Annotated in this window: 23 protein-coding genes; 9 read left to right on the top strand and 14 right to left on the bottom strand. The window is 73.9% G+C overall.

Annotation, left to right across the window (positions count from 1 at the left end):
- Nucleotides 1-205: 205 nt before the first annotated feature.
- On the top strand, nt 206-598 hold the full coding sequence (locus D1J60_RS31665) for a tyrosinase family oxidase copper chaperone (RefSeq protein WP_125602627.1): 393 nt from the start codon (nt 206-208) through the stop codon (nt 596-598).
- A complete protein-coding gene (locus D1J60_RS31660) occupies nt 598-1443 on the top strand; it encodes a tyrosinase family protein (protein WP_125823468.1) in 846 nt (281 codons plus the stop codon). The genes D1J60_RS31665 and D1J60_RS31660 overlap by 1 nt, the downstream gene beginning before the upstream one ends.
- Here the strand turns inward: D1J60_RS31660 and D1J60_RS31655 are convergent.
- The gene (locus D1J60_RS31655; RefSeq protein WP_125602623.1) at nt 1401-2099 is read right to left on the bottom strand and encodes a response regulator; all 699 of its coding nucleotides are present in this window, start codon (nt 2097-2099) and stop codon (nt 1401-1403) included. The two genes, D1J60_RS31660 and D1J60_RS31655, sit on opposite strands and share 43 nt — an antisense overlap.
- The gene (locus D1J60_RS31650) at nt 2096-3643 is read right to left on the bottom strand and encodes a sensor histidine kinase (RefSeq protein WP_125824302.1); all 1548 of its coding nucleotides are present in this window, start codon (nt 3641-3643) and stop codon (nt 2096-2098) included. The genes D1J60_RS31655 and D1J60_RS31650 overlap by 4 nt, the downstream gene beginning before the upstream one ends.
- A gap of 118 nt (nt 3644-3761) precedes the next feature.
- On the opposite strand from D1J60_RS31650, the gene D1J60_RS31645 reads away from it, so the two are divergent.
- Together D1J60_RS31645 and D1J60_RS31640 are read left to right on the top strand one after the other, a co-directional pair.
- Nucleotides 3762-5198, top strand: a complete 1437-nt coding sequence (locus tag D1J60_RS31645; RefSeq protein ID WP_125824303.1) for a cation:dicarboxylase symporter family transporter — start codon at nt 3762-3764, stop codon at nt 5196-5198.
- A 292-nt stretch (nt 5199-5490) separates the two neighbouring features.
- Nucleotides 5491-7260, top strand: coding sequence for a S8 family serine peptidase (locus D1J60_RS31640; protein WP_125824301.1), 1770 nt, complete (start codon nt 5491-5493; stop codon nt 7258-7260).
- Between the two features lie 65 nt (nt 7261-7325).
- On the opposite strand, the gene D1J60_RS31635 is transcribed toward D1J60_RS31640, so the two are convergent.
- From D1J60_RS31635 to D1J60_RS31625, 3 genes are all read right to left on the bottom strand, one after another.
- Complete coding sequence (locus tag D1J60_RS31635) at nt 7326-8012, bottom strand: (2Fe-2S)-binding protein (RefSeq protein WP_125823467.1); 687 nt, start codon at nt 8010-8012, stop codon at nt 7326-7328.
- 12 nt (nt 8013-8024) lie between these two features.
- Nucleotides 8025-8873, bottom strand: a complete 849-nt coding sequence (locus D1J60_RS31630) for an alpha/beta hydrolase (RefSeq protein WP_125823466.1) — start codon at nt 8871-8873, stop codon at nt 8025-8027.
- Between the two features lie 89 nt (nt 8874-8962).
- Nucleotides 8963-9772 carry an alpha/beta fold hydrolase gene (locus tag D1J60_RS31625; protein ID WP_125823465.1) on the bottom strand — a complete coding sequence of 270 codons (810 nt, stop codon included), beginning with the start codon at nt 9770-9772 and terminating at the stop codon, nt 8963-8965.
- 140 nt (nt 9773-9912) lie between these two features.
- Here D1J60_RS31625 and D1J60_RS31620 point away from each other — a divergent pair, with 140 nt between their 5' ends.
- Nucleotides 9913-10599: a GNAT family protein gene (locus D1J60_RS31620; RefSeq protein WP_125603023.1), complete on the top strand. Its 687-nt coding sequence runs from the start codon at nt 9913-9915 to the stop codon at nt 10597-10599.
- A gap of 46 nt (nt 10600-10645) precedes the next feature.
- Here D1J60_RS31620 and D1J60_RS31615 read toward each other — a convergent pair whose 3' ends face one another.
- The 3 genes from D1J60_RS31615 to D1J60_RS31605 are packed head-to-tail and all read right to left on the bottom strand — an operon-like array spanning nt 10646 to nt 13874.
- A complete protein-coding gene (locus tag D1J60_RS31615) occupies nt 10646-11671 on the bottom strand; it encodes a hypothetical protein (RefSeq protein ID WP_125823464.1) in 1026 nt (341 codons plus the stop codon).
- 23 nt (nt 11672-11694) lie between these two features.
- Entirely contained in the window at nt 11695-12981 is a 1287-nt protein-coding gene (locus tag D1J60_RS31610) for an MFS transporter (RefSeq protein ID WP_125823463.1), read from the bottom strand.
- Between the two features lie 2 nt (nt 12982-12983).
- Nucleotides 12984-13874 (bottom strand): alkaline phosphatase family protein, encoded by an 891-nt coding sequence (locus D1J60_RS31605; protein WP_125823462.1) that lies wholly within the window; start codon nt 13872-13874, stop codon nt 12984-12986.
- Between the two features lie 264 nt (nt 13875-14138).
- On the opposite strand from D1J60_RS31605, the gene D1J60_RS31600 reads away from it, so the two are divergent.
- Nucleotides 14139-15587 carry an alpha/beta hydrolase-fold protein gene (locus D1J60_RS31600; RefSeq protein WP_206436605.1) on the top strand — a complete coding sequence of 483 codons (1449 nt, stop codon included), beginning with the start codon at nt 14139-14141 and terminating at the stop codon, nt 15585-15587.
- Here D1J60_RS31600 and D1J60_RS31595 read toward each other — a convergent pair.
- Entirely contained in the window at nt 15565-17019 is a 1455-nt protein-coding gene (locus D1J60_RS31595) for a carboxylesterase family protein (protein ID WP_125823461.1), read from the bottom strand. The genes D1J60_RS31600 and D1J60_RS31595 overlap by 23 nt on opposite strands.
- A 299-nt stretch (nt 17020-17318) precedes the next feature.
- On the opposite strand from D1J60_RS31595, the gene D1J60_RS31590 reads away from it, so the two are divergent.
- A complete protein-coding gene (locus D1J60_RS31590) occupies nt 17319-17606 on the top strand; it encodes a chaplin (protein ID WP_125603764.1) in 288 nt (95 codons plus the stop codon).
- A 117-nt stretch (nt 17607-17723) separates the two neighbouring features.
- On the opposite strand, the gene D1J60_RS31585 is transcribed toward D1J60_RS31590, so the two are convergent.
- The 5 genes from D1J60_RS31585 to D1J60_RS31565 form a co-directional block, all read right to left on the bottom strand.
- Entirely contained in the window at nt 17724-18587 is an 864-nt protein-coding gene (locus D1J60_RS31585) for a tyrosinase family protein (RefSeq protein ID WP_125603765.1), read from the bottom strand.
- Nucleotides 18588-18613: 26 nt separating this feature from the next.
- Nucleotides 18614-18982, bottom strand: a complete 369-nt coding sequence (locus tag D1J60_RS31580; RefSeq protein ID WP_125823460.1) for a tyrosinase family oxidase copper chaperone — start codon at nt 18980-18982, stop codon at nt 18614-18616.
- Between the two features lie 129 nt (nt 18983-19111).
- Nucleotides 19112-20251 carry an acyl-CoA dehydrogenase family protein gene (locus D1J60_RS31575; RefSeq protein WP_125823459.1) on the bottom strand — a complete coding sequence of 380 codons (1140 nt, stop codon included), beginning with the start codon at nt 20249-20251 and terminating at the stop codon, nt 19112-19114.
- The gene (locus D1J60_RS31570) at nt 20248-21438 is read right to left on the bottom strand and encodes an acyl-CoA dehydrogenase family protein (protein WP_125823458.1); all 1191 of its coding nucleotides are present in this window, start codon (nt 21436-21438) and stop codon (nt 20248-20250) included. Before D1J60_RS31570 ends, D1J60_RS31575 begins: the two co-directional genes overlap by 4 nt.
- A complete protein-coding gene (locus tag D1J60_RS31565; RefSeq protein WP_125823457.1) occupies nt 21435-22412 on the bottom strand; it encodes an NADPH:quinone oxidoreductase family protein in 978 nt (325 codons plus the stop codon). Before D1J60_RS31565 ends, D1J60_RS31570 begins: the two co-directional genes overlap by 4 nt.
- A gap of 297 nt (nt 22413-22709) precedes the next feature.
- Between D1J60_RS31565 and D1J60_RS31560 the strand changes: the two genes are divergently transcribed.
- Nucleotides 22710-23834, top strand: a complete 1125-nt coding sequence (locus tag D1J60_RS31560) for a hypothetical protein (protein ID WP_125823456.1) — start codon at nt 22710-22712, stop codon at nt 23832-23834.
- Nucleotides 23835-23888: 54 nt separating this feature from the next.
- The gene (locus D1J60_RS31555; RefSeq protein ID WP_125823455.1) at nt 23889-24788 is read left to right on the top strand and encodes an SDR family oxidoreductase; all 900 of its coding nucleotides are present in this window, start codon (nt 23889-23891) and stop codon (nt 24786-24788) included.
- The last annotated feature ends 75 nt before the right edge of the window (nt 24789-24863 follow it).

Genomic DNA, 24863 nt, shown 5'->3' with positions numbered 1-24863 from the left:
GACTACGGGGTGTGACCCCCTCCATAGGGACCCCCGGTCTGCCGAAAAAATTACCGTCGAGTAGCATTCCTTCCGTAGATCTTCCCGTCCGGGCCACTGGAGCCGGTCCGGACGGGAAGATCACCCAAATGGTTCTATATAGAACTTATCCGGCGTTGTCCGGATAGCGGTCAACTGTCGTACAGGCACTGATAGTTCTTCCGCCATGAACAAGATCACCCGTCGGCAGGCCTTGGGCACCACTGCCGGCGCACTCACCGTCCTCGGCATCGCCGGCGCCACCGCGCACGCCGCCGCCACCGACTCCCGTGCCGCCACCACCCCGGCCGGCACCGTCGACGAGGTGTACCAGGGCCGTCGCATCCAGATATCCCCCGCCACCGGCGGCGGTCACCACGGTGGCCACCACGGCGGCGCCGGGACGCCGACCGTCCGCATAGACGGCCGCGAGCTGCACGTCATGCGCAACGCCGACGGCACCTGGATCAGCGTCGTCAACCACTACGAGACCTTTGCCGACCCCGCCTCGCTGGCCCGGGCCGCCGTGCGCGAGCTCCAGGGCGCCCAGCTCGCCCCGATGCAGATGGGCGGCATGTGATGACCGTCCGCAAGAACCAGGCCACGCTGACCGCCGAGGAGAAGCGCGCCTTCACCAACGCGCTGCTCGAACTGAAGCGCACCGGCCGCTACGACCGCTTCGTCACCACCCACAACGGCTTCATCATGAGCGACACCGACTCGGGCGACCGGGTGGGCCACCGCTCCCCCTCGTTCCTCCCCTGGCACCGCCGCTTTCTGCTGGAGTTCGAAGCGGCTCTTCAGGCGGTGGACAAGAGCGTCTCGCTCCCGTACTGGGACTGGACCGCCGACCGCACCTCCCGCTCCTCCCTCTGGGCCGCCGACTTCCTCGGCGGCACCGGCCGCGCCCGCGACGGGCAGGTCATGGACGGCCCCTTCGCCTACGCGACGGGCAAGTGGGAGATAGCGGTCCGCGTCGACGGCCGCTCCTACCTGCGGCGCGCACTCGGCGAGGGCGTCGCCCAGCTGCCGACCCGGGCCGAGGTGGACGCCGTACTGGCCATGCCGGTCTACGACATGGCCCCCTGGAACAGCTCCTCGGGCGGCTTCCGCAACAACCTGGAGGGCTGGCGCGGCGCCAACCTCCACAACCGGGTGCACGTGTGGGTCGGCGGCCAGATGGGCACCGGCGTCTCCCCCAACGACCCGGTCTTCTGGATGCACCACGCCTTCGTGGACAAGCTCTGGGCGGACTGGCAGGCGAAGAACCCGAACTCCCCCTACCTGCCCGCCGCGGGCACCCCGAACGTGGTCGACCTGCGCGACACGATGCGGCCGTGGAACGACGTGACCCCGGCGGACATGCTCGACCACCGGAAGTTCTACACGTTCGACACCGAGCCGGCCGCCGCCAGCCAGCGGTAGTGCAGTTCGGGGCGGCCCACCTGGCCGTACCGGGGCGTTCGGTCCGCGCGCCCGGTGTCCACCAGGTGCTCCAGGTAGCGGCGGGCGGTGATCCGCGAGATCCCGGCCGCCTCGGCCGCCCCCGCGGCGGTCAGCCCCCCGGGCGCCGCCCGCAGCAGCGCCGCGACCCGGTCCAGGGTCGGGGCGCTGAGTCCTTTGGGCAGCTGGGCCGAGGCGGGCGCACGCAGTGCGGCGAGCGCCCGGTCCACGTCGTCCTGGCCCGCCGCCTCACCGGCGGCGGCCCGGAACTCGGCGTAGCGGAGCAGCCGTTCGCGCAGGGTGGGGAAGGCGAAGGGCTTGAGCACGTACTGCACCACGCCCAGCGACACGCTCTCGCGGACCATGGCCAGGTCCCGCGCCGAGGTCACCGCGATCACGTCGGCGGGATGGCCGGCCGCCCGCAGCCCGCGCGCGAAGCGCAGCCCGTGGCCGTCGGGGAGGGTGAGGTCGAGCAGCAGCAGGTCGACGGGGGTGCGCTCCAGCACCCGGGTGGCCTCGGCCAGGGAGTGGACGGCCGCCACGGCGGTGAAGCCGGGCACCCGGCCGACGTAGAGCGCGTGCGCGTCGGCGGCGACGGGGTCGTCCTCGACGACGAGGACCCGCACCGGCCCGCTCACGCCGCACCGCCCGCGAGCGGGAGCCGCGCGGTGAACGCCGCGCCGCCGCCGGGGGCGTCCCCGGCCTCCACCGTGCCGCCGTGCCGCTGGGCCACCTGCCGGACCAGGGCCAGGCCCAGGCCCCGCCCCTCCCCCTTGCCCGACCAGCCCCGCCGGAAGACGTCCACCCCCTCGGGCAGGCCCGGCCCGTTGTCCGCGACCCGCAGCAGCAGCCCGGCCGCGTCCCGGCGCACGGTGACGGTGATCCGGCCGCCCGGGACCCCCGTCAGGGCGTCCAGGGCGTTGTCGACGAGGTTCCCGAGCACGGTGACCAGGTCCCGGGCCGGCGGCACCCCCGGCCCCGTCTCGATCGCCCCGCACTCCGGCGTGACGACCAGCTCGATGCCGCGCTCGTGCGCCTGGGCGGCCTTGCCGAGCAGCAGGGCGACCAGCACCGGCTCGCCCACGGCGGCGACGACCTCGTCGGTCAGCGCCTGGGCGAGCTCGAGTTCGGCGGTGGCGAACTCCACCGCCTCCTCGCTGCGGCCCAGTTCGATCAGGGAGACCACGGTGTGGAGCCGGTTGGCCGCCTCGTGCGCCTGGGAGCGCAGGGCCTGGGTGAACCCGCGCTCGTGGTCCAGCTCCCCGGCCAGCGCCTGGAGTTCCGTGTGGTCCCGCAGGGTGACCACGGTGCCGCGGCGCCCGCCGCCGGCCACCGGCGAGCTGTTGACGACGAGGACCCGCTCCGCGCTCAGGTGCACCTCGTCCACCCGGGGCCGGTCGGCGAGCAGCGCCCCGGTGAGCGGCGCGGGCAGGCCCAGGTCGGCGACGCCCGTGCCGTCGACCTCCCCGCGCAGGCCCAGCAGTTCCCGGCCCGCGTCGTTGATGAGGGTGATCCTGCGCCGGCCGTCGAGCATCAGCAGCCCTTCCCGGACCCCGTGCAGGGCCGCCTGGTGGTAGTCGTACATCCGGCTCAGCCCGGCGGCGTCCATCCCGTGGGTGTGGCGGCGCAGCCGGGCGTTGACCACGTACGTACCCACCGCGCCGAGGGCCAGTGCCCCGGCGGCCACCCAGGCGAGGGCGCTGAGCTGCGCCGCGAGGCGGGCGCTGATGGCCCGGACGGTGATCCCCGCGCTGACCAGGCCGATGACGGAGCCGTCCGCGTCCCGGAGCGGGGTGACCACGCGGATGGAGGGGCCGAGGGTGCCGGTGTAGGTCTCGCTGAAGGTGGCGCCGCGCAGGGCCGGGGCGGTGTTGCCGAGGAAGCGCTCGCCGATGCGGCGCGGGTCGGGGTGCGTCCAGCGCCGCCCGTCCGGGGCCATGATCGTCACGAAGTCCACGCCGGAGTCGGTGCGCACCCGCTCGGCGTAGGGCTGGAGCGCGGCGGAGGGATCGGCTCCGGGGGTGCCGGCGCGTACGGCCTCGCGTACGGAGGGCGAGTCCGCGACGGCCCGGGCCACCGCTCCGGCCTGCCGGCGGGCGGCGTCCTCGGCCTGGTCGCGGGCGGTGGCGTACGCGAAGACCGCGCAGCCGGCGACGACCAGCGCGACCAGCAGGACCTGCATGGCGAAGAGCTGGCCGGCGAGGCTGCGGGGCGGCCGGGGGAAGCGGAACATGGCGCTCAGTGTGCACCGGGCCGTGAACTCAATGAACGCAAGGGTGACCGGGGTCACAGGCTGGGCGATGGTCTCCCGGAACGACCTCACCACCCAGGAGCGCGACATGGCCGCCAGACGCGACAGAACCCACTACCTCTACATCGCGGTGATCGCCGCGGTGCTGCTCGGCATCGCCGTCGGCTTCGCCGCACCCGGCGTGGCCGTGGAGCTCAAGCCGCTGGGCACCGGCTTCGTGAACCTCATCAAGATGATGATCTCGCCCGTGATCTTCTGCACGATCGTGCTGGGCATCGGGTCGGTCCGCAAGGCCGCCAAGGTCGGCGCGGTGGGCGGGCTGGCCCTCGGCTACTTCATGGTGATGTCCACGGTGGCGCTGGCCATCGGGCTGCTGGTGGGGAACCTGCTGGAGCCGGGCAGCGGACTGCATTTGACCGAGGCGGCGGCACGGGCCGGCGAGGCGCAGGCCAAGGCGGGCGGGGCGGAGAGCACCCAGGAGTTCCTGCTGGGGATCATCCCGACCACCCTGGTCTCCGCCTTCACCGGGGGCGAGGTGCTCCAGACGCTGCTGGTGGCGCTGTTGTGCGGGTTCGCGCTCCAGGCGATGGGCCGGGCGGGCGAGCCGGTGCTGCGCGGGATCGGGCACGTGCAGAAGCTGGTGTTCCGCGTACTGGCGATGATCATGTGGGCGGCCCCCGTCGGTGCCTTCGGGGCCATCGCGGCGGTGGTCGGGGCGACCGGGATCGACGCGCTGAAGTCCCTCGCGGTCATCATGATCGGCTTCTACACGACCTGTCTGATCTTCGTCTTCGTGGTGCTGGGCACCCTGCTCAGGGTCTGCACGGGGGTCAGCGTCTTCGCGCTGCTGCGCTACCTGGGCCGGGAGTTCCTGCTGATCCTGTCGACCTCCTCCTCCGAGTCGGCGCTGCCGCGGCTGATCGCGAAGATGGAACACCTGGGCGTCTCCCGCCCGGTCACCGGGATCACCGTGCCGACGGGCTACTCGTTCAACCTGGACGGGACCGCCATCTACCTGACCATGTCCTCGCTCTTCGTCGCGGAGGCGATGGGCAAGCCGCTGGCCCTGGGCGAACAGGTCTCGCTGCTCCTCTTCATGATCGTGGCCTCCAAGGGCGCGGCCGGGGTCACCGGCGCGGGCCTCGCCACCCTGGCGGGCGGCCTCCAGTCGCACCGGCCCGAACTGGTCGACGGGGTGGGCCTGATCGTGGGCATCGACCGCTTCATGAGCGAGGCGCGGGCGCTGACGAACTTCGCGGGCAACGCGGTGGCCACCGTCCTGATCGGGACGTGGACCAAGGAGTTCGACCGCGACCGGGCCGCCGAAGTCCTGGCCGGGCGGCTGCCCTTCGACGAGACCACGCTGGTGGACGACGGCCACACCGCGGCCGGTGAAGCGGTCGAGCCCGCCGCACCGGCCGAGCCCGCCGCGCCGGCCGTGCCCGGTCCGGCGGCCGGCCCCAAGGACGGTGTGCCGGCGGCCTGAGCCTCCGGGCCCCGCACACCCGCGGGTTCCGGCCCGGCAGGGCTCGCCCCCACGGTGCCCAGCCCGGCCGGACCCCGCCCCATACGCCCACGAACGGCCGCGAACCGCCACTTTCGGCCATGTGATCTTCAACTCTGCTGCGCTAAAAGGTACTTCCCTCAGGGGCGGCGCGTCTGACATCTTGCGTCCACCACTCGTTTCGTACGGCCCGGTAGGTGCCACCAGCACCGCCGGGCCGTCATCGGAGGACGCATTGATACCCCACATATCCAGCCGACCTCGACGTGCGATGGTGCTGGCGGCCGCCCTCGGCGCCGCCCTCACCTTCGGAGCTCCCGCCGCGCTCGCCGGCACCGCTCCCGTCGGCCCCTCCGGCTCCCCGGCCTCCGCCACGGCGGCGGCCCCCAAGGCTGCGGCCCCGGCTTCCCAGAGTGCGACCTGGGCCGCCGGCACCCGCGCCTACCTCGTGATCACCGCCCCCGGTGACAGCTCGGCAGTGCGCTCGGCCGTGACCGCCAACGGCGGCACGGTCTTCTCGTACTACGACGCCATCGGCGTGATCGTCGCCCACTCGGCCTCCGGCACCTTCGCGCAGACGATGCGCGGGGTCAGCGGGGTCCAGAAGGTCGGCGCCACCCGTACCTCGGACGTCCCGGCCGACGCCTACAACCCGGCGCTGCCCGCCAACCCGGCCCAGTCGACGACCCCGGCCGGCGAGCCGGTCCGCGCCGACATGAGCCAGATCAAGGCGGACCAGGCCTGGGCCGTCAACGCCGGTTCGGCCGCCGTCAAGGTCGGCATCCTCGACACCGGCGTGGACGACCAGCACCAGGACCTGGCGCCGAACTTCAACGCCGCCGACTCGGTCTCCTGCGCCTACGGCAAGCCCGACACCCGCGCCGGCGCCTGGCGCGACGTCGGCGACCACGGCACGCACGTCGCCGGCACGGTGGCCGCGTCCAAGAACGGCAAGGGCGTCGTCGGCGTCGCCCCGGGCGTGAAGATCTCCTCGGTCCGCATCGCGGAGCCGACCAGCTCGCTCTTCTTCGCCGAGAACACCATCTGCGGGTTCGTGTGGGCCGGTGACCACGGCTTCAAGGTCACCAACAACAGCTACTACACCGACCCGTGGCAGTTCAACTGCCCGGACAACCTCGACCAGGCCGCCATCATCGAGGGCGTCAACCGCGCCCAGGCGTACGCCGAGGGCAAGGGCTCGCTCCAGATCGCCGCGGCGGGCAACGAGAACTACGACCTCGCCCACAAGACGACCGACACGGCGAGCCCGAACGACTCGACGCCGGTCACCCGCACCATCACCAACGCCTGCGTCGACATCCCGACCGAACTGCCCGGCGTGGTCACGGTCGCGGCGAACGGCACCGGCACCACCAAGGCCTCGTTCTCCAACTTCGGCCAGGGCGTCATCGACGTCGCGGCCCCGGGCCAGGACGTCTACTCCACGCTGCCCGGCGGCAAGTACGGCTCCAAGAGCGGCACCTCGATGGCCACCCCGCACGTGGTGGGCGTCGCCGCGCTGATGGCCAGCGCCAACCCGGCGCTGTCCCCGGCGCAGATCCGCGACCGGCTGGCCACCCAGGCCAACGACATCCCCTGCCCGTCGGACAACCGCTGCACCGGTACCGCGGCCAACAACGCCTTCTTCGGCGAGGGCCAGGTCGACGCGCTGAAGGCGGTCGGCGGCTCCACTCCCCCGGCCGGCAAGTACTTCGAGAACACCGCGGACTTCGCCATCGGCGACAACACCACGGTCGAGAGCCCGATCACCGTCACCGGTGTGACCGGCAACGCCCCGGCCACCCTCAAGGTCGGCGTGAACATCGCGCACACCTACATCGGTGACCTGAAGGTCGACCTGGTCGCCCCGGACGGCACCGTCTACACGGTCCACAACCGGGCCGGCGGCAGCACGGACAACATCAACCAGACCTACACCGTCAACGCCTCCTCCGAGGTCGCGAACGGCACCTGGAAGCTCCGTGTGAACGACAACGCGGGCGGCGACACCGGCAAGATCGACTCCTGGAACCTCACCTTCTAGGACGCCCAGCCGCCAAGGGGCCGTCGGGAAGCGGTACGTCCGCTCCCCGGCGGCCCTTCGTCGCGTCACCGGGTGCGCAGCACGCAGTCCCCGCAGAGCCCGCCGCCCGGCACCCGGTAGTAGAGGCAGCAGCTGCGCCGTACGAAGGCCACGCCCAGCCCGGGTTCGTGGATCAAGGAGCCGCTACCGGCCAGCGCCCCGCCCTCGGCGAGGAGGCCGCCCGCCAGCTCCACCGCCGCTGCGCCCTCCTCGGCGGGGACCCGGTCGAGCAGCACGCGCAGGGCGCCGACCAGCCCGGAGGCGGCGTTGCCGCGCAGCACCTTGCCGGAGACCCCGTACCGCTCCCGCAGGGCGGCGTCCAGGTGGGCGAGGTTCCCGAGGACGCTCTCCCCGAGGGCGTCGGCGGGCAGGTCCGCGGCCGGCTCGGGCAGCCAGAGCTCCAGCGAGCCCGCCGCGGGCAGCCGCCACCACACCCGGCCGGGGTCCAGGTCCGGCAGCCGCCCGGACAGGGCGGCGCAGCCAAGGCCCAGCGACCACAGCCGGGAGGCGATCCCGAACTGGGCGGTGGAGGCGGCGACCCGTCCCGGGCCGCTGCGGGTCCGGCGGCCCACCTCCTCGACGTAGGGGCCCAGCCGCTCCCCGTAGAGCTCCGCGAGCGGCCGGAAGCCCGGTCCGGGCGGTTCGGCGCCGTACGGGACGGAGAAGAAGGGCCCGACGGCGGCCAGCCGGCGCAGTACGTCGTCCATGTCCATCCCCGGATGTTCTCAGACGGGCCGGCCGGCGCCGTCGGCGAGCCAGCCGAGCATCGCGGGGGTGGCGTCGAAATGTCCGCCGTGCCCGGCATCAGCCTGCAACCGCAGGCCCGCGCCCGGGATGCGCGCGGCCAGCCACTCGCCGTGGGCGGGCGGGACGAGGGTGTCCAGGCCGCCGTGCCAGAGCCGCACCGGCACCTGGACGGCCGCCGGGTCGAACCCCCAGCCGGTGCCGAAGAGCGCCATGACGTCGTCCACCCAGCCGTCCAGCCCCGGGCGGACCGCTTCGGCGAAGGCCGCGCCCAGCATCGCGCTGACGTCCGGCCGGGAGAGGACCTCCCGCTCCACCTCAGGCAGCGGCGGCAGGCCGGCCGTACCGACGTTCGCGAGGTGCTCCAGGACGGCGGCCCGCCCGGTCAGGGCGGCCGCGGCGCTGCGGCGGTTGCCCTCGTTCATGCCGGCGGTCCACTCCAGCCCGGCCGCGTCCCGCGGCGCCAGGCTCGCCAGCACTCCCGCCCGGGTGACGCGTCCGGGATGCACGGCGGCGCACGCCAGCGCGTGCGGTCCGCCCCCGGAGACCCCGAGCACCGCGAAGCGGTCCAGCCCGAGCGCGTCGGCGACGGCCGCCACGTCGGCCGCGGCGTCGACGACCCGGCGCCCCTCGGACGCGGTGGAACAGCCGAAGCCCGGCCGGTCGTAGGTGATCAGCCGTACGCCGAGCTCGCGGAACAGCGAACTGTCCGGGTGCCGGGCCAGCCGGCTCATCGGGCTGCCGTGGAGGTAGACGACCGGCGTACCACCGGGCACGCCCCACTCCTCGACCGCCAGCTTCCGGCCGTCTTCCAAGATCACTTCGCGCATGACGGCCAACCTAGCCCCGCCGCCCGTGCGCGGCCAGGGCGTTCATCGACGGCGGAACGGGCGCGACGACCGCCACCGCGGAGCAGCGCTCACGGCAGGGTGGCGAGGAACTCCAGCAGGGCCCGGTTGACGGCCTCCGGCTGCTCCACCCCCGGCAGGTGCCCGGCCCGCTCGATCACGGCCAGCCGGGCGTGCGGTACGAGCGCGCACATCGCCTCGGCCTCGGCGACCGGGGTGTAGACGTCGTCCGCGCCGACCAGCACCAGGCAGGGAACCTCCTGGGGCAGGGCGGCGAGCACGGGCCGGTAGTCGGGCCGCTCGGCCCGCCCGAGCAGGGCCGCCGCCGCTCCCCGGGGGTCGGTGGCGCACATCATGGCGGTGACCCGGGCGGCGGCCTCCGGCTGGCCGGTGACGTTGTAGGGCGCCAGCATCTTGTCAATGACCTCTTCGGTATACGGACGCATACCCTCCGCGAGGAGCCGTTCGGCGAGCTTCCGGCGGAAATCCCTGCCGTCCCCGGACTCCGGAAGGGGGGAGGTGTCGCAGAGCACGAGGGCCCCCACCAGACCCGGGTGGCGCAACCGGAGCTCGAGCGCGATCTGCCCGCCCATGGAAACTCCTCCGACGACCACCCGTTCGATTTCCAGGCGGCGGCACAGAGCGGCCAGGTCGTCGGCGAAGTCCGCGAGCAGGGTCCGCTCGCCGACCGCCGGGTTCTCCCCGTATCCCCGCAGGTCAGGGGCTATGACCCGGTAGCCGGCGGCCGTCAGCGCCGCCGCCTGCGGGGCCCACATGGACCGGTTGAACGGGTGTCCGTGGACCAGCAGGACGGGCTGCGCACCCCCGGGACCGAAGTCATCCCAAAACGATGCCGCGCCATTGCCAAATTGGGGGTTCATGAGAGGAGTTTAAGGAGCTACATTGAGCCACTCGCGTTCACCTGACAGCCCGTTGCCTTTCACTCGCGTTTTGCGCGGGGGGTGACGTCAGGAGCGCACACTGTGCAACCACCCCACCGCCCAGAAGGACCGAAGGCTCCGTGCCCGTACCCGTACTCCTCGCGGGCCGCTCCGTGCGGCTCGAGCCCCTCGCCCCCCACCACACCGAGGCCCTGGCCGTGGCCGGGGCCGAGGATCGTACGACTTACGCCTTCACTCCCGTTCCGCACGGGTTGCAGGCGTCCCACGAGTACATCGACCGTGCCCTCTCCGATCAGGCGGCGGGTCGATCGCTCGCGTTCGCCGTCGTCAGAGCCACTGACGGTCGGGTGGTCGGTTCGACCCGCTTCCTGGAACTCGACTACTGGCAGGGTCCGCTGGTGTGGCCCGCCGTCCCCGGGGTCCCCTTCGGTGATCCGGCGACGGCGATCCCCGATGCCGCCGAGATCGGGAACACCTGGCTGTCCCCGGGCGCCCAGGGCACCGGGATCAACACCGAGGCGAAGCTGCTCATGCTGCGCCACGCCTTCGAGACCTGGGGCGTGCGGCGGATCTCGCTGCGCGCGGACGCCCGCAACGGGCGCTCGCGGGCCGCGATGGAACGCCTCGGCTTCACCTGCGAGGGGGTCCGCCGGGCCCATTCGCGGGGGCTCGACGGAGCGGTGCGCAGCACGGCCTTCTACTCGGTCCTCGACGAGGAGTGGCCCACCGTCCGGTCGGTCATCGAGCTGCGGCTCTCCAGCGCCGCCCCGCGCCGCCGCCGGCGCCGGACGCTGATCCCGGCGTAACGGTCCTGCTGCGCCCCGGCCCCCGTCCCGCCCTTCCCCCGCTGGTTCAGCCGAGGAAGGCCGGGGCGAGGGCCGAGTCCGCCAGGCGGACGGGGGCGCCGCTCCCGTCGGCGGGCAGCGTGTACAGGTCGGCTCCGAAGTCGCCCGGCAGGGAGTAGACGAGGGTCCGGTCGTCGCGCCACACCACCTGGTCGTCGACGCTGCGCTCCTCGGCGAGCGGGGTCTCCCGCATCGAGGCCAGGTCCAGCGCGTACAGCCGCCACGGCGCCTCGGCGGGCAGTCCGGGCACCCGCTTCTTGAACACCAGCCGCGTCCCGTCGGGGGACAGCGAGGGGCACTCCAGGTTCTCCCGGAGGGTGGTGACCGTCCGGGCGGCCAGGTCCCCGCGGACCAGGTGGGTCGTGCCGCCGGTGGCCAGGGTCGCGTAGAAGGCCTTCTCGTCGGCGGTGAAGGTCACGCCCCAGAAGTTCACGTCGGCGTTGCGGTACTCCTTGCCGTCCTTGAGGACCGTGAAGTCCTCCAGGGAGGCGTCCAGCTTCCCGGTGCGCAGGTCGAGCAGCGAGGTGCGGGTGGAGAAGTCCGTGCCCGCGTACGAGTCCCCGCCGACGAAGACGGTCCAGGCTGCGAGGCGCCCGCCGGGCGAGACCCGGGCGCGGGTGGGGATCCCGGCGAGCGGGTGCGTCGACACCTCCTTGAGGGCGGCGTCGAGGACGACGGCCCGGTAGCTCTCCTGGACCCCGCCCTTGTCCGCCCGCAGGCAGATCCCGGTGCCGGCCGCGGCGTGGAAGCGCAGGCAGCTGACGCCGGAGGCGGTACGGGGACCCCCGGGCGCGTCGGCCGGGACGGTGGCGAGCTCGTCGCGGTGCGGGCCCCAGGCCATGTTCCGGAAGACCATCCGGCTGCCGCCGCCCGGGGCCAGGGACACCTCGCCCGGGGTGACCCGTGGCCCGCCGGCGCGGGCCTGGTCCTTCTCCGCGGCGCGCGAGGAGGCCCGCACGACGGCGGACACCCCCACCCCGGCGAGCAGCAGGACGGCGGTGACCAGGATCAGGATCCGGCGCTGGAGGGTCATGGGGGCCTTTCGGGGACGGGGGATCAGGCCTGCGGGGCGGCGGCGGGCCGCAGCCACAGGCATCCGGCGAGGGCCGCGGCGAGCAGGACCGCGGCGACGGCGAGGGCGGGCCGGGCACCCCAGAGGGTCCAGGCGGCGCCGAAGCCGAGGGAGGCGGCGAACCGGGCGAGTGCCTGGCCGGTCTGGACGAGGGCGAGCCCGCCGCCCCGGTGTTCCTCGGGGACGGCTCCGGCGGCCTCGGCCATGAGCACCCCGTCGGTGGCGGCGTAGAAGCCGCCGTGCAGCAGGAGCACCGCGTAGGGCAGCACCGGGTGCTGGGCGCCGGTGAGCAGCAGGGCGTACACGGCGAGCAGCGCGAGGTGGCCGCCGAGGAAGACGGTGCGGCGGCCGGCGCGGTCGGCGAGCCGGCCCAGCGGCAGGGCCAGCAGGAAGAACGCGGCGGCGGTGCCCAGCGGGAGGAGCGCGAACCAGCGGTCGGCGATCCCCGCGGCCCGTTGCAGCAGCAGGAAGACGAAGGCGTCGCTGACGGTGCACAGGCCCAGCAGGAGGGCGCAGAGGCCGGTCCGGCGCAGGTCGCGGACGCGCAGCAGGCCGAGGGCGCCGCGCAGGGAGACGGGGGCGGCCGTGGCGGGGGTGGTGCGCCGGCCGGGTACGAAGAGGACGAGCACCAGGACGCCGAGCGCGGCCACGCAGGCGCTGACGGTGAAGACGGCGTCGTAGCCGTCGGCGGCGCCGCGCAGGATCAGGAAGGCGAGGACCGGTCCGATCAGGGCGCCGGCGGTGTCCATCGCGCGGTGGACGCCGAAGGCGCGGCCGCGTTCGGCGGGGGCGGCGGCCAGGGAGATCAGCGCGTCGCGGGGGGCGGTGCGCAGGCCCTTGCCGGTGCGGTCGAGGGCGAGGACGGCGCCGATGGCGGGCAGGGTGTGGGCGAGCAGCAGCAGCGGCTTGCACAGGGCGGAGAGGCCGTAGCCGATCCCGGCGAGCGCCTTGTGGCGGCCGAGGCGGTCGCCGAGGTGGCCGCCGGTGAGCCGGACCAGGGCGCTGACGCCGTTGTAGAGGCCGTCGAGCAGGCCGAAGCCGAGGGGGCTGAGCCCGAGTCCGGCGACGAGGTAGAGCGGGAGCACGGCCGTGACCATCTCGGAGGAGACGTCGGTGATCAGGGAGACGGTGCCGAGGGCGAGGACCGTGGGGGCGAGGGCGGCGCGCCGCCCCGGGCTGTGGGTCCCCCCAGCGGTGGCTGGAGGAGTGCCCGGGGCGGCGGCCTGCGGCTCGGCCGGGGCGGGGGTACCGCGACTGTCCGCGACGTACATGGTCAGGAGGCCCAGATCCCCGTGATGTCCTTGGCGGTGGCGGCGTTCCCGGCGTGGGTGGTCAGCCCGGCCAGGCCCTCCAGGGTCCGCAGCACGTCGTAGTGGTTGTAGGTGGTGGAGGAGGTGGAGCCGGGGGTGACGGGCTGGCCGTAGAGGACGGTCGGGATCTTGTTGCCGGCGAGCCGGTTGTCCTCGTCGAAGGTGACGACGAGGAGGCTGTTGTGGGTCTTGGCCCAGTCCGCGTAGGCCTTGAGGTTGTTCTTGAGCCAGGTGTCGCCGGTGCCGACGGAGCAGTCGTGCATGTCGTTGCACAGGTCGGGGACGACGAAGGACACCTTGGGGAGGGTGGTGAAGTCGGTGGGGAACTGGGCCATCGTCTTCGCCGTGCCGGTGGGCACGTTGGAGAAGGCGAACCAGGGGTTGTGCTTGCGGGCGTACCTGCCGCTGGAGCAGGTGGTGGAGCCCTGGCTGGGCAGGCCCTCGTTGTAGCTGCCCCAGCTCTTGCCGGCGGCTATCAGCTCGGAGGCGAGGTTGGGGGCGGAGCTGAAGCCGGGGGTGTAGCAGCTGTCGCCGGTGACGCCCTGGTTGGAGCCGGAGAACAGCTGGAGGTAGTTGGGCTGGCTGGGGTGGGTGATGCCGTAGGAGTTGGTGAGGTTGGCACCCCCGGCCTTGAGGGAGTTGATGTAGGGGGCGCTGGAGCTGCCGACGACCTGGTTGTAGGCGTGGTTCTCGAAGACCACGACGACGGTGTGGTCGGGGGCGGGCAGGCCGGCCGCGTGCGCGGGCTGGGCCGTGCCGATGCCGGCCCAGAGCGCGGCTCCGGCGGCGGTGGCGCCGAAGGCGGTGGCGAGGGCGGTCCTGCGGCGAGGTCGTGAAATGGTCATGCCAAACATGGGGACGTACCTCCGGGCGTGGGGAAGGTGCGGGGGTCTGGGGTGGCGGCGCGGACGCACCATACCCACCGCCATGTGCATGAGCCAGGGATGCTTGGATAACGGGAAGGGAACACGGGGGGCACCGTGGGTGACGGGTAATGACCTTCTCCACGAAATCCCAAGAGAAGTAAAAATGAGGAACCCAGCAGCGCTTTCGCTCATCATTCGAACGGAAGCAGACCATCCCCAGACGGGGCAGCAACAGCCGGAGAGCCACCGCACATGTCGTACGAACCCGACGGCCAGGACCAGCCGCCGTACCGGCCGCACGGGCAGCAGCCCGGCCGGCAGCAAGGCCGACAGCAGGGCCCGCCGCAGTACGCGCCCCAGGGCGGCCGGCCCCAGCAGCCGTACGGCCGCGCCCCGCAGGGGGCCGGCCCCCACGGCGGCCCGCCGCAGGGCCGTCCGCAGCCGCCCCGGCCCCCGCAGGGCCAGGACCAGTACCGCCCCGGCGGCTTCGACGAGCCCACGCAGGCCCAGCCCCGCTACGAGCGCCCCGACTACGAGCCGCCCCGCTTCGACCAGCAGCGCCCCGGCCAGGGGTACCAGCCGGGCCCGGGCCAGCCCCCGTACGAGCAGCAGTACGGCTACTCCGAGCCGCCCTACGGCGAGGAGCCCCGCCGCAAGTCCAAGGTGAAGCGCTGGATCATCGCGGGCGTCACCGTCCTGGCCCTCGGCGGCATCGCGGCGGGCACGATGGCCTACTTCGAGATACCCCCCTTCACCGACAAGGGCAAGGACGTCTCCTTCGGCGGGCCCGCCGCCGGCGACAAGAACGGCGCGGCCAAGCCGGCGCCGAACTCGAAGATGTCGATGCCCACCGGCCCGAAGACCGAGTTCAAGAACACCTCGACGCTGAGCGACGGCACGCAGATCGGCGTCGCCACCGTCACCGGCAAGAAGTCCGGCTTCACGGGCAAGGTCTGGGTGTGGGCGCCCAAGGAGTACAGCGACCCCAAGTTCGCCAAGAGCGGCTTCCCGGTCATGATCGCCCTGCCGGGCGGCCCCGGCTTCCCCGGCAACTACTGGATGGGCACCGACCTGGGCCTCCAGACGAGCATCAGCAAGTGGTACCACGAGGGCAAGGGCAAGCCCTTCATCCTCGCCATGCCGGTGCTGAACCCGGCGCCGGACGACGGGGGCGTCTACTGGGACGGCTCCGACATCCCCGGCCAGCCCAAGATGGGCACCTGGCTGACCGAGGACGTCCCGGACCTGATGCGGGAGAACTTCCGCACCGTCAAGTCCCGTGACGGCTGGGCCTTCATGGGCTCCTCCACCGGCGGCTTCGCCGGCCTGAAGGCCGTGCTGAAGCACCCGGACAAGTTCAAGGCCGTGATCGCCTCCGGCCCCGACATCGTCCCGGACTCCTCCCTGTGGAAGGGCCACGACAAGGAGAAGGCCGAGAACAACCCGGAGCTCCTCGCCAAGCAGCTCATCGACAAGAAGGGCCCGGACGTCTACCTGGCCTTCCAGGTCGGCGACAACGAGAGCAACAAGAAGACGCTCCCGGACGTGCAGAAGTTCGTCCAGACGTACACCAAGGGCCCGATCCACACCAGCCTGAGGGTGATCCCCGGCGGCCAGCACAACGCCAAGACCTACGTCCCCAACATGGGCCTGGGACCGATGGAGTTCATCAGCAAGGTCATGGAAGGACCAGTGGAGTAACGGCCTCCGCGCCCCGTCCTGCCTCCGGCTCCGGCCCGTCGAAGAACTTCGGCGGGCCGTCGCCGTCCCAGGGCGCCCAGCCGGGGTCCCCGGTGGCCGCGACGCGGACCCAGGCCCCGTGCATCTCGTCGGCCAGCTCCTGCGGGGCGTCCGGTCCGGCCAGCCACGTCGACTCCGGGACCCCCAGGGTGTCGAAGACGAACCCCAGCTCCAGGGCGTGGCAGGCGCCCAGGCCCGGTACGCCGCTGGGCCAGCGGAACTCGTAGAGGTGGCTCGGAGCCGGGCGCGGCGCCCCGGCGAGCCTGCGCAGGGGGTCGCGCAGCAGCCGGTCGGTGACCAGGTGCCCCGCGAGGTCGGCCGGGGTGGCCCCGGGCAGCGCGGCGCGCAGCGCCCGTACGGCCGCCCGGTCCTTGCCGCCGCGCAGCCGGCCCAGCGCCACGGCTGCCGGACCGAGCCGGTCCAGGAGCCGCCCGCCGCCGGTCGGCGCGAGCCACAGCCGGTGTTCCTGGGCGGTCCAGCCCAGCAGCAGCGGCACCTTCGAGGCGCAGGCGGCCTCCAGCGGGTCGGCGGGCAGCGAGTCCGGGTCGGTGACCAGCCCGAAGGCGGCACCGCCCAGCACCGGGGAGGACCGCCGCAGCACCGCCGCCTGGGCGGCGAGCAGCGCGGGCAGGCCCACCCCCGCGAAGGCCCGTGCGGTGGCGGGCACCTTGAGGAGCGAGGCCATCCGCCGCACCATGGTCCGCACCCCGTCGCGCGGCAGCGCCTCGGGGGCGCCGCTCTGCAGGGCCGCCCGGGCGAAGAGGCCCTCGGCGGCCGGCGCGCCGAGCAGGGCGCCGACGCTGATGGCGCCGGCGGACTCCCCGAAGACGGTGACCCGGGCGGGGTCGCCGCCGAAGGCCGCGATGTTGTCCCGCACCCAGGCGAGGGCGGCGATCTGGTCGAGCAGGCCCCGGTTGGCGGGCGCGTCGGGGAAGAGCCCGTAACCGAGGACGCCGAGCCGGAAGTTGACCGAGACCAGCACGATCCCGTCGCGGGCGAACGCCGAGCCGTCGTAGACGGGGACGGCCGAGGAGCCCCGGGTGTGGGCGCCGCCGTGCAGCCACACCATGACGGGCAGGCCGGCCCCGGGAGCCGGGTACGGGGTCCAGACGTTCAGGTTCAGGCAGTTCGCGCCGGGGACCTTCGGATCGGGCAGCAGAGCGGCGAAGGCCGGCGGGTAGGGCACCTTGGGCGCGGTGGGCCCGAACGCCCCGGCGTCGCGTACGCCGTCCCACGCGGCCGGGGGCCGCGGGGCGTCGAACCGGCGGGGACCGACGGGCGCGGCGGCGTACGGGATCCCCCGGAAGACGGCGATCCCGTCACCCTCCCAGCGGCCCTCCACGACGCCGTGTCCGGTACCGGCCCGGGGTCGTCCGCCGCCCGCTGCGCTCATCCGTGCTCTCCTCGCCAGGGTGTCCTCCCGGGCACCGTCGCACAGGCGTCCATGGCCTGACAAGGCACGATCGGGTCGTGCGGGCGGATCGCGCCGGGCCGGGAGTGTCGCTCGTGCGGGCGGGAAGCGGGCCGGAAGCGGCCGGGAAACGGTCACTCGGGTGCGGTCGTACTCCGGCTCTGTCCGTTTTCGTGTCACCCGGTAGCCGAACGGACCGTGACCACTCGGCTCCCACCGCGTTGTACGCCATGTCACGCGCCGCAGGGATGCGGCGCCCCACATCCCATGAGGAGATCTTGATGTCGCGTATCGCGAAGGCATTCGCCATCACCGCTGTGGCGGGCACCGCCGTGGCCGCGGGTGCGGGTCTGGCTGTCGCCGATGCCGGAGCGCACGGTGCGGCGGTCGGCTCCCCCGGTGTCGGGTCCGGCAACGTGGTCCAGGTCCCGGTCCACATCCCGGTCAACGTCTGCGGCAACACCGTCAACGTGATCGCCCTGCTGAACCCGGCCTTCGGCAACACCTGCGTCAACGCCTCCGGCGGCGGCGACAAGCACCACACCGAGGGCGGCAGCTACGGCGAGTGACCCTCTCGCCCGCCTGAGCCTGACCGGCTGAAGGGCCCCCGCCACCCGGCGGGGGCCCTTTCCGTGTCCGCGTACGGATACGGGGCCCGGCCCCCCGCGTACTCGGGGAGCCGGCGGTCACTCGTAGCGGTAGACGCCCCGGTGTCCCAGCATCTCGCGCGGGGTGACGTCCCACGGCGGCATCGGCTCGTCGAGGGAGATGACCCGGCCGCGCTGCAGGTCGCCCAGTTCCAGCGGGGCCGCCGGAAGGTAGCCGGAGCCGGGGTGCCGCTGCTGCCAGCGGTCCCAGAGCAGGTCCACGAAGGCGTGGTGCAGCCAGAAGGCGGGGTCGTTGGGGGCCGTGCCGCCGGTCATGTGGCCGCCGATCCACTGGTGGACCTTGTTGTGGTTGCGCCAGCGCTCGCTCCGGGGCGCGGCCCACCCCTCCAGCTTGTTGCGGAAGCCGCCTTCGCGGGCGGTGGAGTCCCAGGGCGCGGAGTCGTAGACGGGGTCGTCGAGCGCCCACTGGAGTTCGGCGGCGGTCGGCAGGGTGATCGGGCTGGCGGGCCGGCCCAGGTTGCGGGTGAGGAACGGGGCCTCGCTGACCCCGACGGTGACCGTCCAGTTGCCCCGCGCGTAGGCGAAGGGGCCCGTGGTCACCTGGCGGTCGCCCTCCCGGCCGGTGCCGCCGAGGAAGTCCTCGGCCCAGAGGGAGGAGACGGGACTGTTGTCGGTGGTCCAGTCCCAGTACGGGATGGAGACCTGCGGGTCGACGGCCCGCAGCCGCCGCTCGAACTCCAGCAGGTAGCGGCGGTGCCAGGGGAAGAACGACGGGGACATGTGCCCGACGCGCAGCTTCCGGTCCCGGTCGGGCACGAAGTAGGTGCCGTGGGTGCGGACGAAGTCGTCGTAGACGCCGTTGCGCTTGAGTTCCAGCAGGGCGGCCGTGAACCGCTTCTTCTGGGCGCTGGTCAGGTTCTTCTGGTTCTGCCGGGTGTACAACGCGGGGCTCCTCCCGTTCCCGTCCGTCAGCCGTGGTGCGGTGCCGCGAGGGCCAGTTGGCTGGTGCCGAGTTCGTCGACGGCCGCGCGGGCGAGTTCCAGCGGGGTCCCGTAGGACTGGAAGTGGTTGACCCCGCTGAGGTAGGTCCCGTCGGCGCGCCGCATGACGTGCAGGGGCCGGCCGTCGATGCGGACCTGCGCGGAGGCGAGGTCGACGCTGATGTGGCGGCCGCGGTACGTCTCCTCGGCGAGGGGGGCCGGGGTGAGGGTCTGGCGGGGGCCCCGGGCGCGCAGTACGGGGGCCAGGGCCGCGGCCACGCCGCCGGCCACGGCCGCGCCGAAGGCCGTACGCAGGACCGCGCGGCGGGTCAGTGGGGCGGCGGGTGCTGCGTACATACGGTCTCCCTCGCTCGGCGGGCGGTGTTCGCCTGTCCAACGAGGAGCGGCCGTGCGAGGTCACCTGTCACCCGGGGTGCCTCGGGGGGCTTCGGGTGGAGCCGGGCGGGGCGGTCCCCGCCCGGCGGGTCAGGGCGCCGGGAGTTCCGCGAAGTCGGCGACCAGGCCGCGGTGGTGGCCGGCGGTGCCGAGCGCCAGGGAGTCGGCCTTGGCGCGCTTGAGGTAGAGGTGGGCGGGGTGTTCCCAGGTCATGCCGATGCCGCCGTGGAGCTGGACGCATTCCTCGGCCGCGCGGACGGCGACCCCCGAGCAGTACGCCTGCGCGACGGCGACCGTGAGCGGGGCGTCCGGGGCGCCGGTGGCCAGGGCGTCGGCGGCGGCGCGGGCGGCCGCCCGGGCGGAGGCCACGTCCAGCCACAGCCGGGCGAGGCGGTGCTTGAGCGCCTGGAAGGAACCGACGGGGCGGTTGAACTGGTGGCGCTCCCGTACGTACGCGACGGTCTCGGTCAGGCACCACTCGGCGAGCCCGAGCTGCTCCGAGGCGAGCAGTCCGGCGCCGGACAGCAGTGCTCCGGCGACGGCTGCGCGGGCGCTGGCGGGGTCCGCGAGGCGGGTGGCGGCGGCGCCGTCGAGGGTGACGTCGGCGAGGGGCCGGGTGAGGTCCAGGGGGACCCGGGGGGTGAGGGCGGCGCGGTCGGCGGGGACGGCGTACAGCCCGGTGTCGGCCTGGACCAGCAGGACGTCGGCGGCGACCGCGTCCGCGACCGAGGTGACGGTGCCGCTGAGCACCCCGCCGCCGCCGTCGTGGACCGGCGCCGGCAGGGGCGCGCCGGGGGCCAGGGTGAGGGGGAGGGCGGGGACGCAGACCAGCCCGCCGGAGGCGGCCTCCGCGACCAGGGCGGCGGCGTCGGCGTTGTCGCAGGCGACGGCGAGCAGGATCTCCGCCGCGAGGACGCAGGACGTCAGGTACGGCACGGGGGCGACGGACCGGCCCAGTTCCTCCAGGACGACGGCGGCCTCGCGGTGGGTCGCGCCCGCCCCGCCGAGCTTCTCGGGGACGAGCAGGCCGGCGGCGCCGATCCCGGCGGCGAGGGTCCGCCACAGCTCGGGGTCGTGGGGGCGGCCGGTCTCGGCCCGGGCCAGGACGCCGGCGGGGGCGCAGCGGTCGGTGAGCAGGGCGCGTACGGCGGCGCGGAGCTCCTCCTCGGTCTGCGAGTAGAGCAGGTCGTAGGGGGCGCTGGGGGCCGCCGGGGCGGGCTGCGTCGTCATCGGGAGAGGTCCTTCCAGGCGGTGTCCTTGTCGTCGCGCGGTTCGGGGGGCAGGCCGAGGACGCGTTCGGCGACGATGTTGAGGAGGATCTCGCTGGTGCCGCCCTCGATGCTGTTGCCCTTGGCGCGCAGGTAGCGGTAGCCGGCGTCGCGGCCGGTGAAGTCGACGGTCTCGGGGCGGCTCATGGTCCAGTCGCCGTACAGGAGGCCCTCCTCGCCGAGGAGTTCCAGCTCCAGTCCGCTGATCTCCTGGTTGAGGCGGGCGAAGGTGAGCTTCATGCCGCTGCCCTCGGGGCCGGGCCGGCCGGCGGCGAGCTGCTGGCGCAGCCGTTCGCCGGTGAGGCGGGCCACCTCGGACTCGACCCACAGTTCGAGCAGCCGCTGGTGCAGGGCGTGGGTGCGCAGCTCGGGGCGTTCGCGCCAGGCGGCGGCGACGGGGGCGATCATGCCGCCCTCGCGCGGGATCCGCATGCCGCCGATGGAGACGCGTTCGTTCATCAGGGTGGTGCGGGCGACGGCCCAGCCCTGGCCGACGGCGCCGAGGCGGTGGGTGTCGGGGATGCGGACGCCGGTGAGGAACACCTCGTTGAACTCGGCCTCGCCGGTGATCTGGCGCAGCGGGCGGACCTCGACGCCGGGGGCGTGCATGTCGCACAGGAAGTAGGTGATGCCCTGGTGCTTGGGGAGGTCCGGGTCGGTGCGGGCGAGGAGGATGGCCCAGCGGGCGGTGTGGGCGCTGGAGGTCCACACCTTCTGGCCGTCGACCACCCATTCCCCGGCCTCCTCGTCGAGGACGGCGCGGGTGCCGAGGGCGGCGAGGTCGGAGCCGGCTCCGGGTTCGCTGAAGAGCTGGCACCAGACCTCCTCCCCCAGCCAGAGGGGGCGCAGGAAGCGGGCCTTCTGCTCCTCGGTGCCGTGGGCGAGGATGGTGGGCGCGGCCATGCCGAGGCCGATGCCGATCCGGCGGGGGTCGTTGTCGGGGGCTCCGGCGGCCTCCAGTTCGGCGTCCACGGCGGTCTGGAGGGTGCGGGGCGCGCCCAGCCCGCCGAGGCCCTCGGGGTAGTGGACCCAGGCGAGGCCGGCGTCGAAGCGGGCGCGGAGGAAGTCCGCGGGGGCGGTGGCGGCGGGCGGGTGCGCGGCGAGGAGGGCGCGGGTGCGGGCGCGGAGGTCTTCGGCGTCGGCGGTCATCGGGCGGCTCCGCGGTCCCGGGACGGTACGACGACCAGCCGGCCGGTGGTGGTGCCGTCGGCGACGCGCTGGACGGCGTCGGCGGCCCGGTCGAGCGGGACGCGTTCGCTGACCAGGGGTTTGATCGCGCCGTCGGTGGCGAGGCGGGTGAGTTCGGTGTGGCAGGCGAGGATCGCGCCGGGGTCCTTCGCCGCGTACAGCCCCCAGTGCAGGCCGAGGACGGAGTAGTTCTTGATCAGGGCGTGGTTGAGGGCGGGGGCCGGGACGGTGCCGCCGGCGAAGCCGACGACGACGATGCGGCCCTCGAAGGCCGCGCACTTGGCGGAGGCGGTGTAGGCGTCGCCGCCGACGGGGTCGTAGGCGACGTCGGCGCCGTGTCCGCCGGTGAACTCCTTGACGCGGGCGACGACGTCCTCGGTGGTGCGGTCGATGACGAGGTCGCAGCCGAGTTCCTCGGCGGTGCGGGCCTTGGCCTTGCCGCCGACGACGCCGATGACGGTGGCTCCGGCGGCCTTGCCGAGCTGGACGGCGGCGCTGCCGACGCCGCCGGCGGCGGCGTGCACGAGCAGGGTCTCGCCGCGCTGGAGGCGGGCCCTGCGGTGGAGGCCGAACCACCCGGTCTGGTAGCCGATGTGCAGGGCGGCGGCCTCGGCGTCGTCCAGGGCGTCGGGGGCGGGCAGCAGGGCGCGGGCGGGGGCGGTGACGTACTCGGCGAGGCCGCCGTGGGGCAGGCTCGGGTTGGCGATGACGCGGCGGCCGTCCTCGGTCAGGCCGCAGACCTCGACGCCCGGGGTGAAGGGCAGGGGCGGGCGGATCTGGTACTGGCCGCGGACGAGGAGCGCGTCGGGGAAGTTGACGTTCGCCGCGAGGACGCGGAGTTTCACCTCGCCCTCGCCGGGCACGGGTTCGGGCACCTCTTCGAGGCGCATGGCCTCGCGGGGTTCGCCGGTCGTGTGTACTCGCCATGCCTGCATCCGGGGCCTCCAGCCGCCGTCGAGGGACCACGCTCGGCGGCATACTAAGCGGTCGCTTGCCCCCTTGGGAACCCTCGTCCCCGCCATCCCCTGCGGGCGCATCCCGGCCCCGCGGCGGGCCCGCCCGCCCGTTCCGGAAATCGGACGGACGAACCACAGGTGAACACCCGTATCCGTAGATAACATCAACGGGCCGCTCGCACAGGGCATATGACGCACCAGGGGATTCCGCGCGCCCGGAGCCGACCGCTCCGGGCGCGCCTCTGCGCACGCCCACACCACAGGGGGAACCGAACGATGAACAGCACACGCACCCGCACGCGCCGGACCGGCGCGGCGGCCACCGCCGCCCTCGTCCTGGCCGGGATCGTCACCGCCGCCGGACCGGCCGCGGCCGCACCGTCCTGCACACCCCGGATCCAGGTCCTCGGCTCCATCGGCACCGGCGGGTACAACGTGGGCAACGAGCAGACCGAGGGGGTCCTCGGCCTCGGCACGGGCACCCTGTCCGTCGGCGTCTCCGGCGGCAAGCCCGTCTACTGGACCGGCACCCGGCTCCACCAGGTCCCGCTGCCCGACGCCCTTCCGGGCGCGGTGCTCGCCGTGAACAAGAGCGGCCTGATGGTCGGCGCCACCCACGGCGCCGACGGCTACCTCTTCACCTACCGGGCGGGCGACGCCACGGCCAGGCGGCTCCCGGGCAGCGACTGGCTGTCCGACGACGCCGACGTCAACGACGCCGGCTACGTCGTCTCGCGCACCCGTCCGGGCGCGGGCGCCGTGTGGAAGGACGGCCTGAAGGTACGCGACCTGGCCGTGCCCGCCGACGCGGCGCCCGGCACCCGGATCGAGCTGGTCTCCGGCATCAACAACAAAGGCGACGTCATCGGCATGGCGCGCGAGGACTACGAGGTCCCGGAGACCGGCCAGCACCTGGAGGGCAGCTACCCCGTCCTCTGGCCCGGCGACGGCGGACCGGCCAGGGCCCTGTCCCGCACCTCCAACGACAGCTGGGTGCAGGACATCGACGAAAGCGGCCGCGTCGTCGGCTACGACTGGTACGGCATGGGCTACCAGTTCCGGCCGGTGACCTGGACCCCGCCCTACACCGGGCCCGTCGGCGCCCCCGGCGCGCTGAAGACCCACCCCTACGGCACCTTCGAGGCCGTCAGCCCGACGACCGGCGTGTCCGTCGGCACCGCCAAGTTCCACCCGGACATCCAGACCCTGCCCGACCAGGCGCAGCTGTGGACGGGCACCGGGCCCGTGCTCGCCCTGCCGCGGCTCGCCGCGAACCAGGCCAGCGCCGCCTCGTCGGCCGCCGACGACGGCCGGGTCGGCGGCGCGGCCGTCAACGCGGGCGGCACGCTGAAGCCGGTGATCTGGACCTGCGCGACGAAGCAGGCGTACCTGCCGAAGTAGCGGCCTGCGTCACGGGCATGGCGGTCTGCGCCCCGGCGCGCTATCGATGCCCCCATGACGGACGAGATCCAGCGCGGCCTGCCCGCGCCGCCTCCGCTGGGCGCCGCCGCCCTGCCCGCCGGCACGTACGCGGGCCAGGTGGTCCTCGTGACCGGTGGCGGCACCGGGCTGGGCAAGGCCATCGCCGCCGAGTTCGCCCGGCTCGGCGCCGACCTGCTGATCGCGGGGCGCCGTGCCGGGCAGCTGGAGGCGGCGCGCGAGGAGCTGGCGGCCGTGCCCGGGGCGGGCCGGGTGGCGGCCGCGGTCTGCGACATCCGGGACCCCGAGCGGGTGGCGGACGTCTTCGACGCCGCCGGGGCCGCGCTGGGACTGCCGGACGTGCTGGTCAACAACGCCGCGGCGAACTTCCCCAGCCCCGCCGAGGACCTGTCCCCGAACGCCTGGCGGGCGGTGGTCGACACCACCCTGACCGGGACCTGGTTCATGACCCGCGAGTTCGGCCGGCGTCACCTCGGTGCGGGCAGCCCGGGGGCGATCGTCAGCGTCGGCGCCTCGTACGCCTGGACCGGCGGGCCCGGCTTCGCCCACAGCGCCGCCGCGAAGGCCGGGGTGAAGAACCTGGTGGAGACCCTCGCCGTGGAGTGGGGCCCGTACGGCATCCGCGTCAACGGGCTGGTGCCCGGCCTGTTCCCGCACGCCGACATGCCGCAGGACATCCGGGAGGGGCTGGAGCGGGCCGCCCCGGACTCCAAGGACTCCCGGCAGCCCGCCCTGCGGGTGGGCGCCCCGCGCGAACTGGGCTGGGCCGCCACCTTCCTCGCCTCGCCCTACGCCCGTTTCGTCACCGGCCACACGCTGGTGGTCGACGGCGCGAACTGGCAGCGGCGGGCGCTGGTCCAGCCCGAGGTGGTGCCGGTGCGCGAGCAGCTGGGGCGCGGGCCGTTCCAGCCGTGAGGCGTTGTCAGTGCAGGGGTTGTCAGTGGAGGCGTTGTCAGTGGAGGCGTTGTCAGTGGAGGCGTTGTCAGTGGC

It is taken from the genome of Streptomyces sp. W1SF4 (assembly GCF_003950035.1).
Classification (GTDB): Bacteria; Actinomycetota; Actinomycetes; order Streptomycetales; family Streptomycetaceae; genus Streptomyces; species Streptomyces racemochromogenes.
Note: the sequence above shows the minus strand (reverse complement) of the source record. Positions and strands in the feature narration are given on the sequence as shown.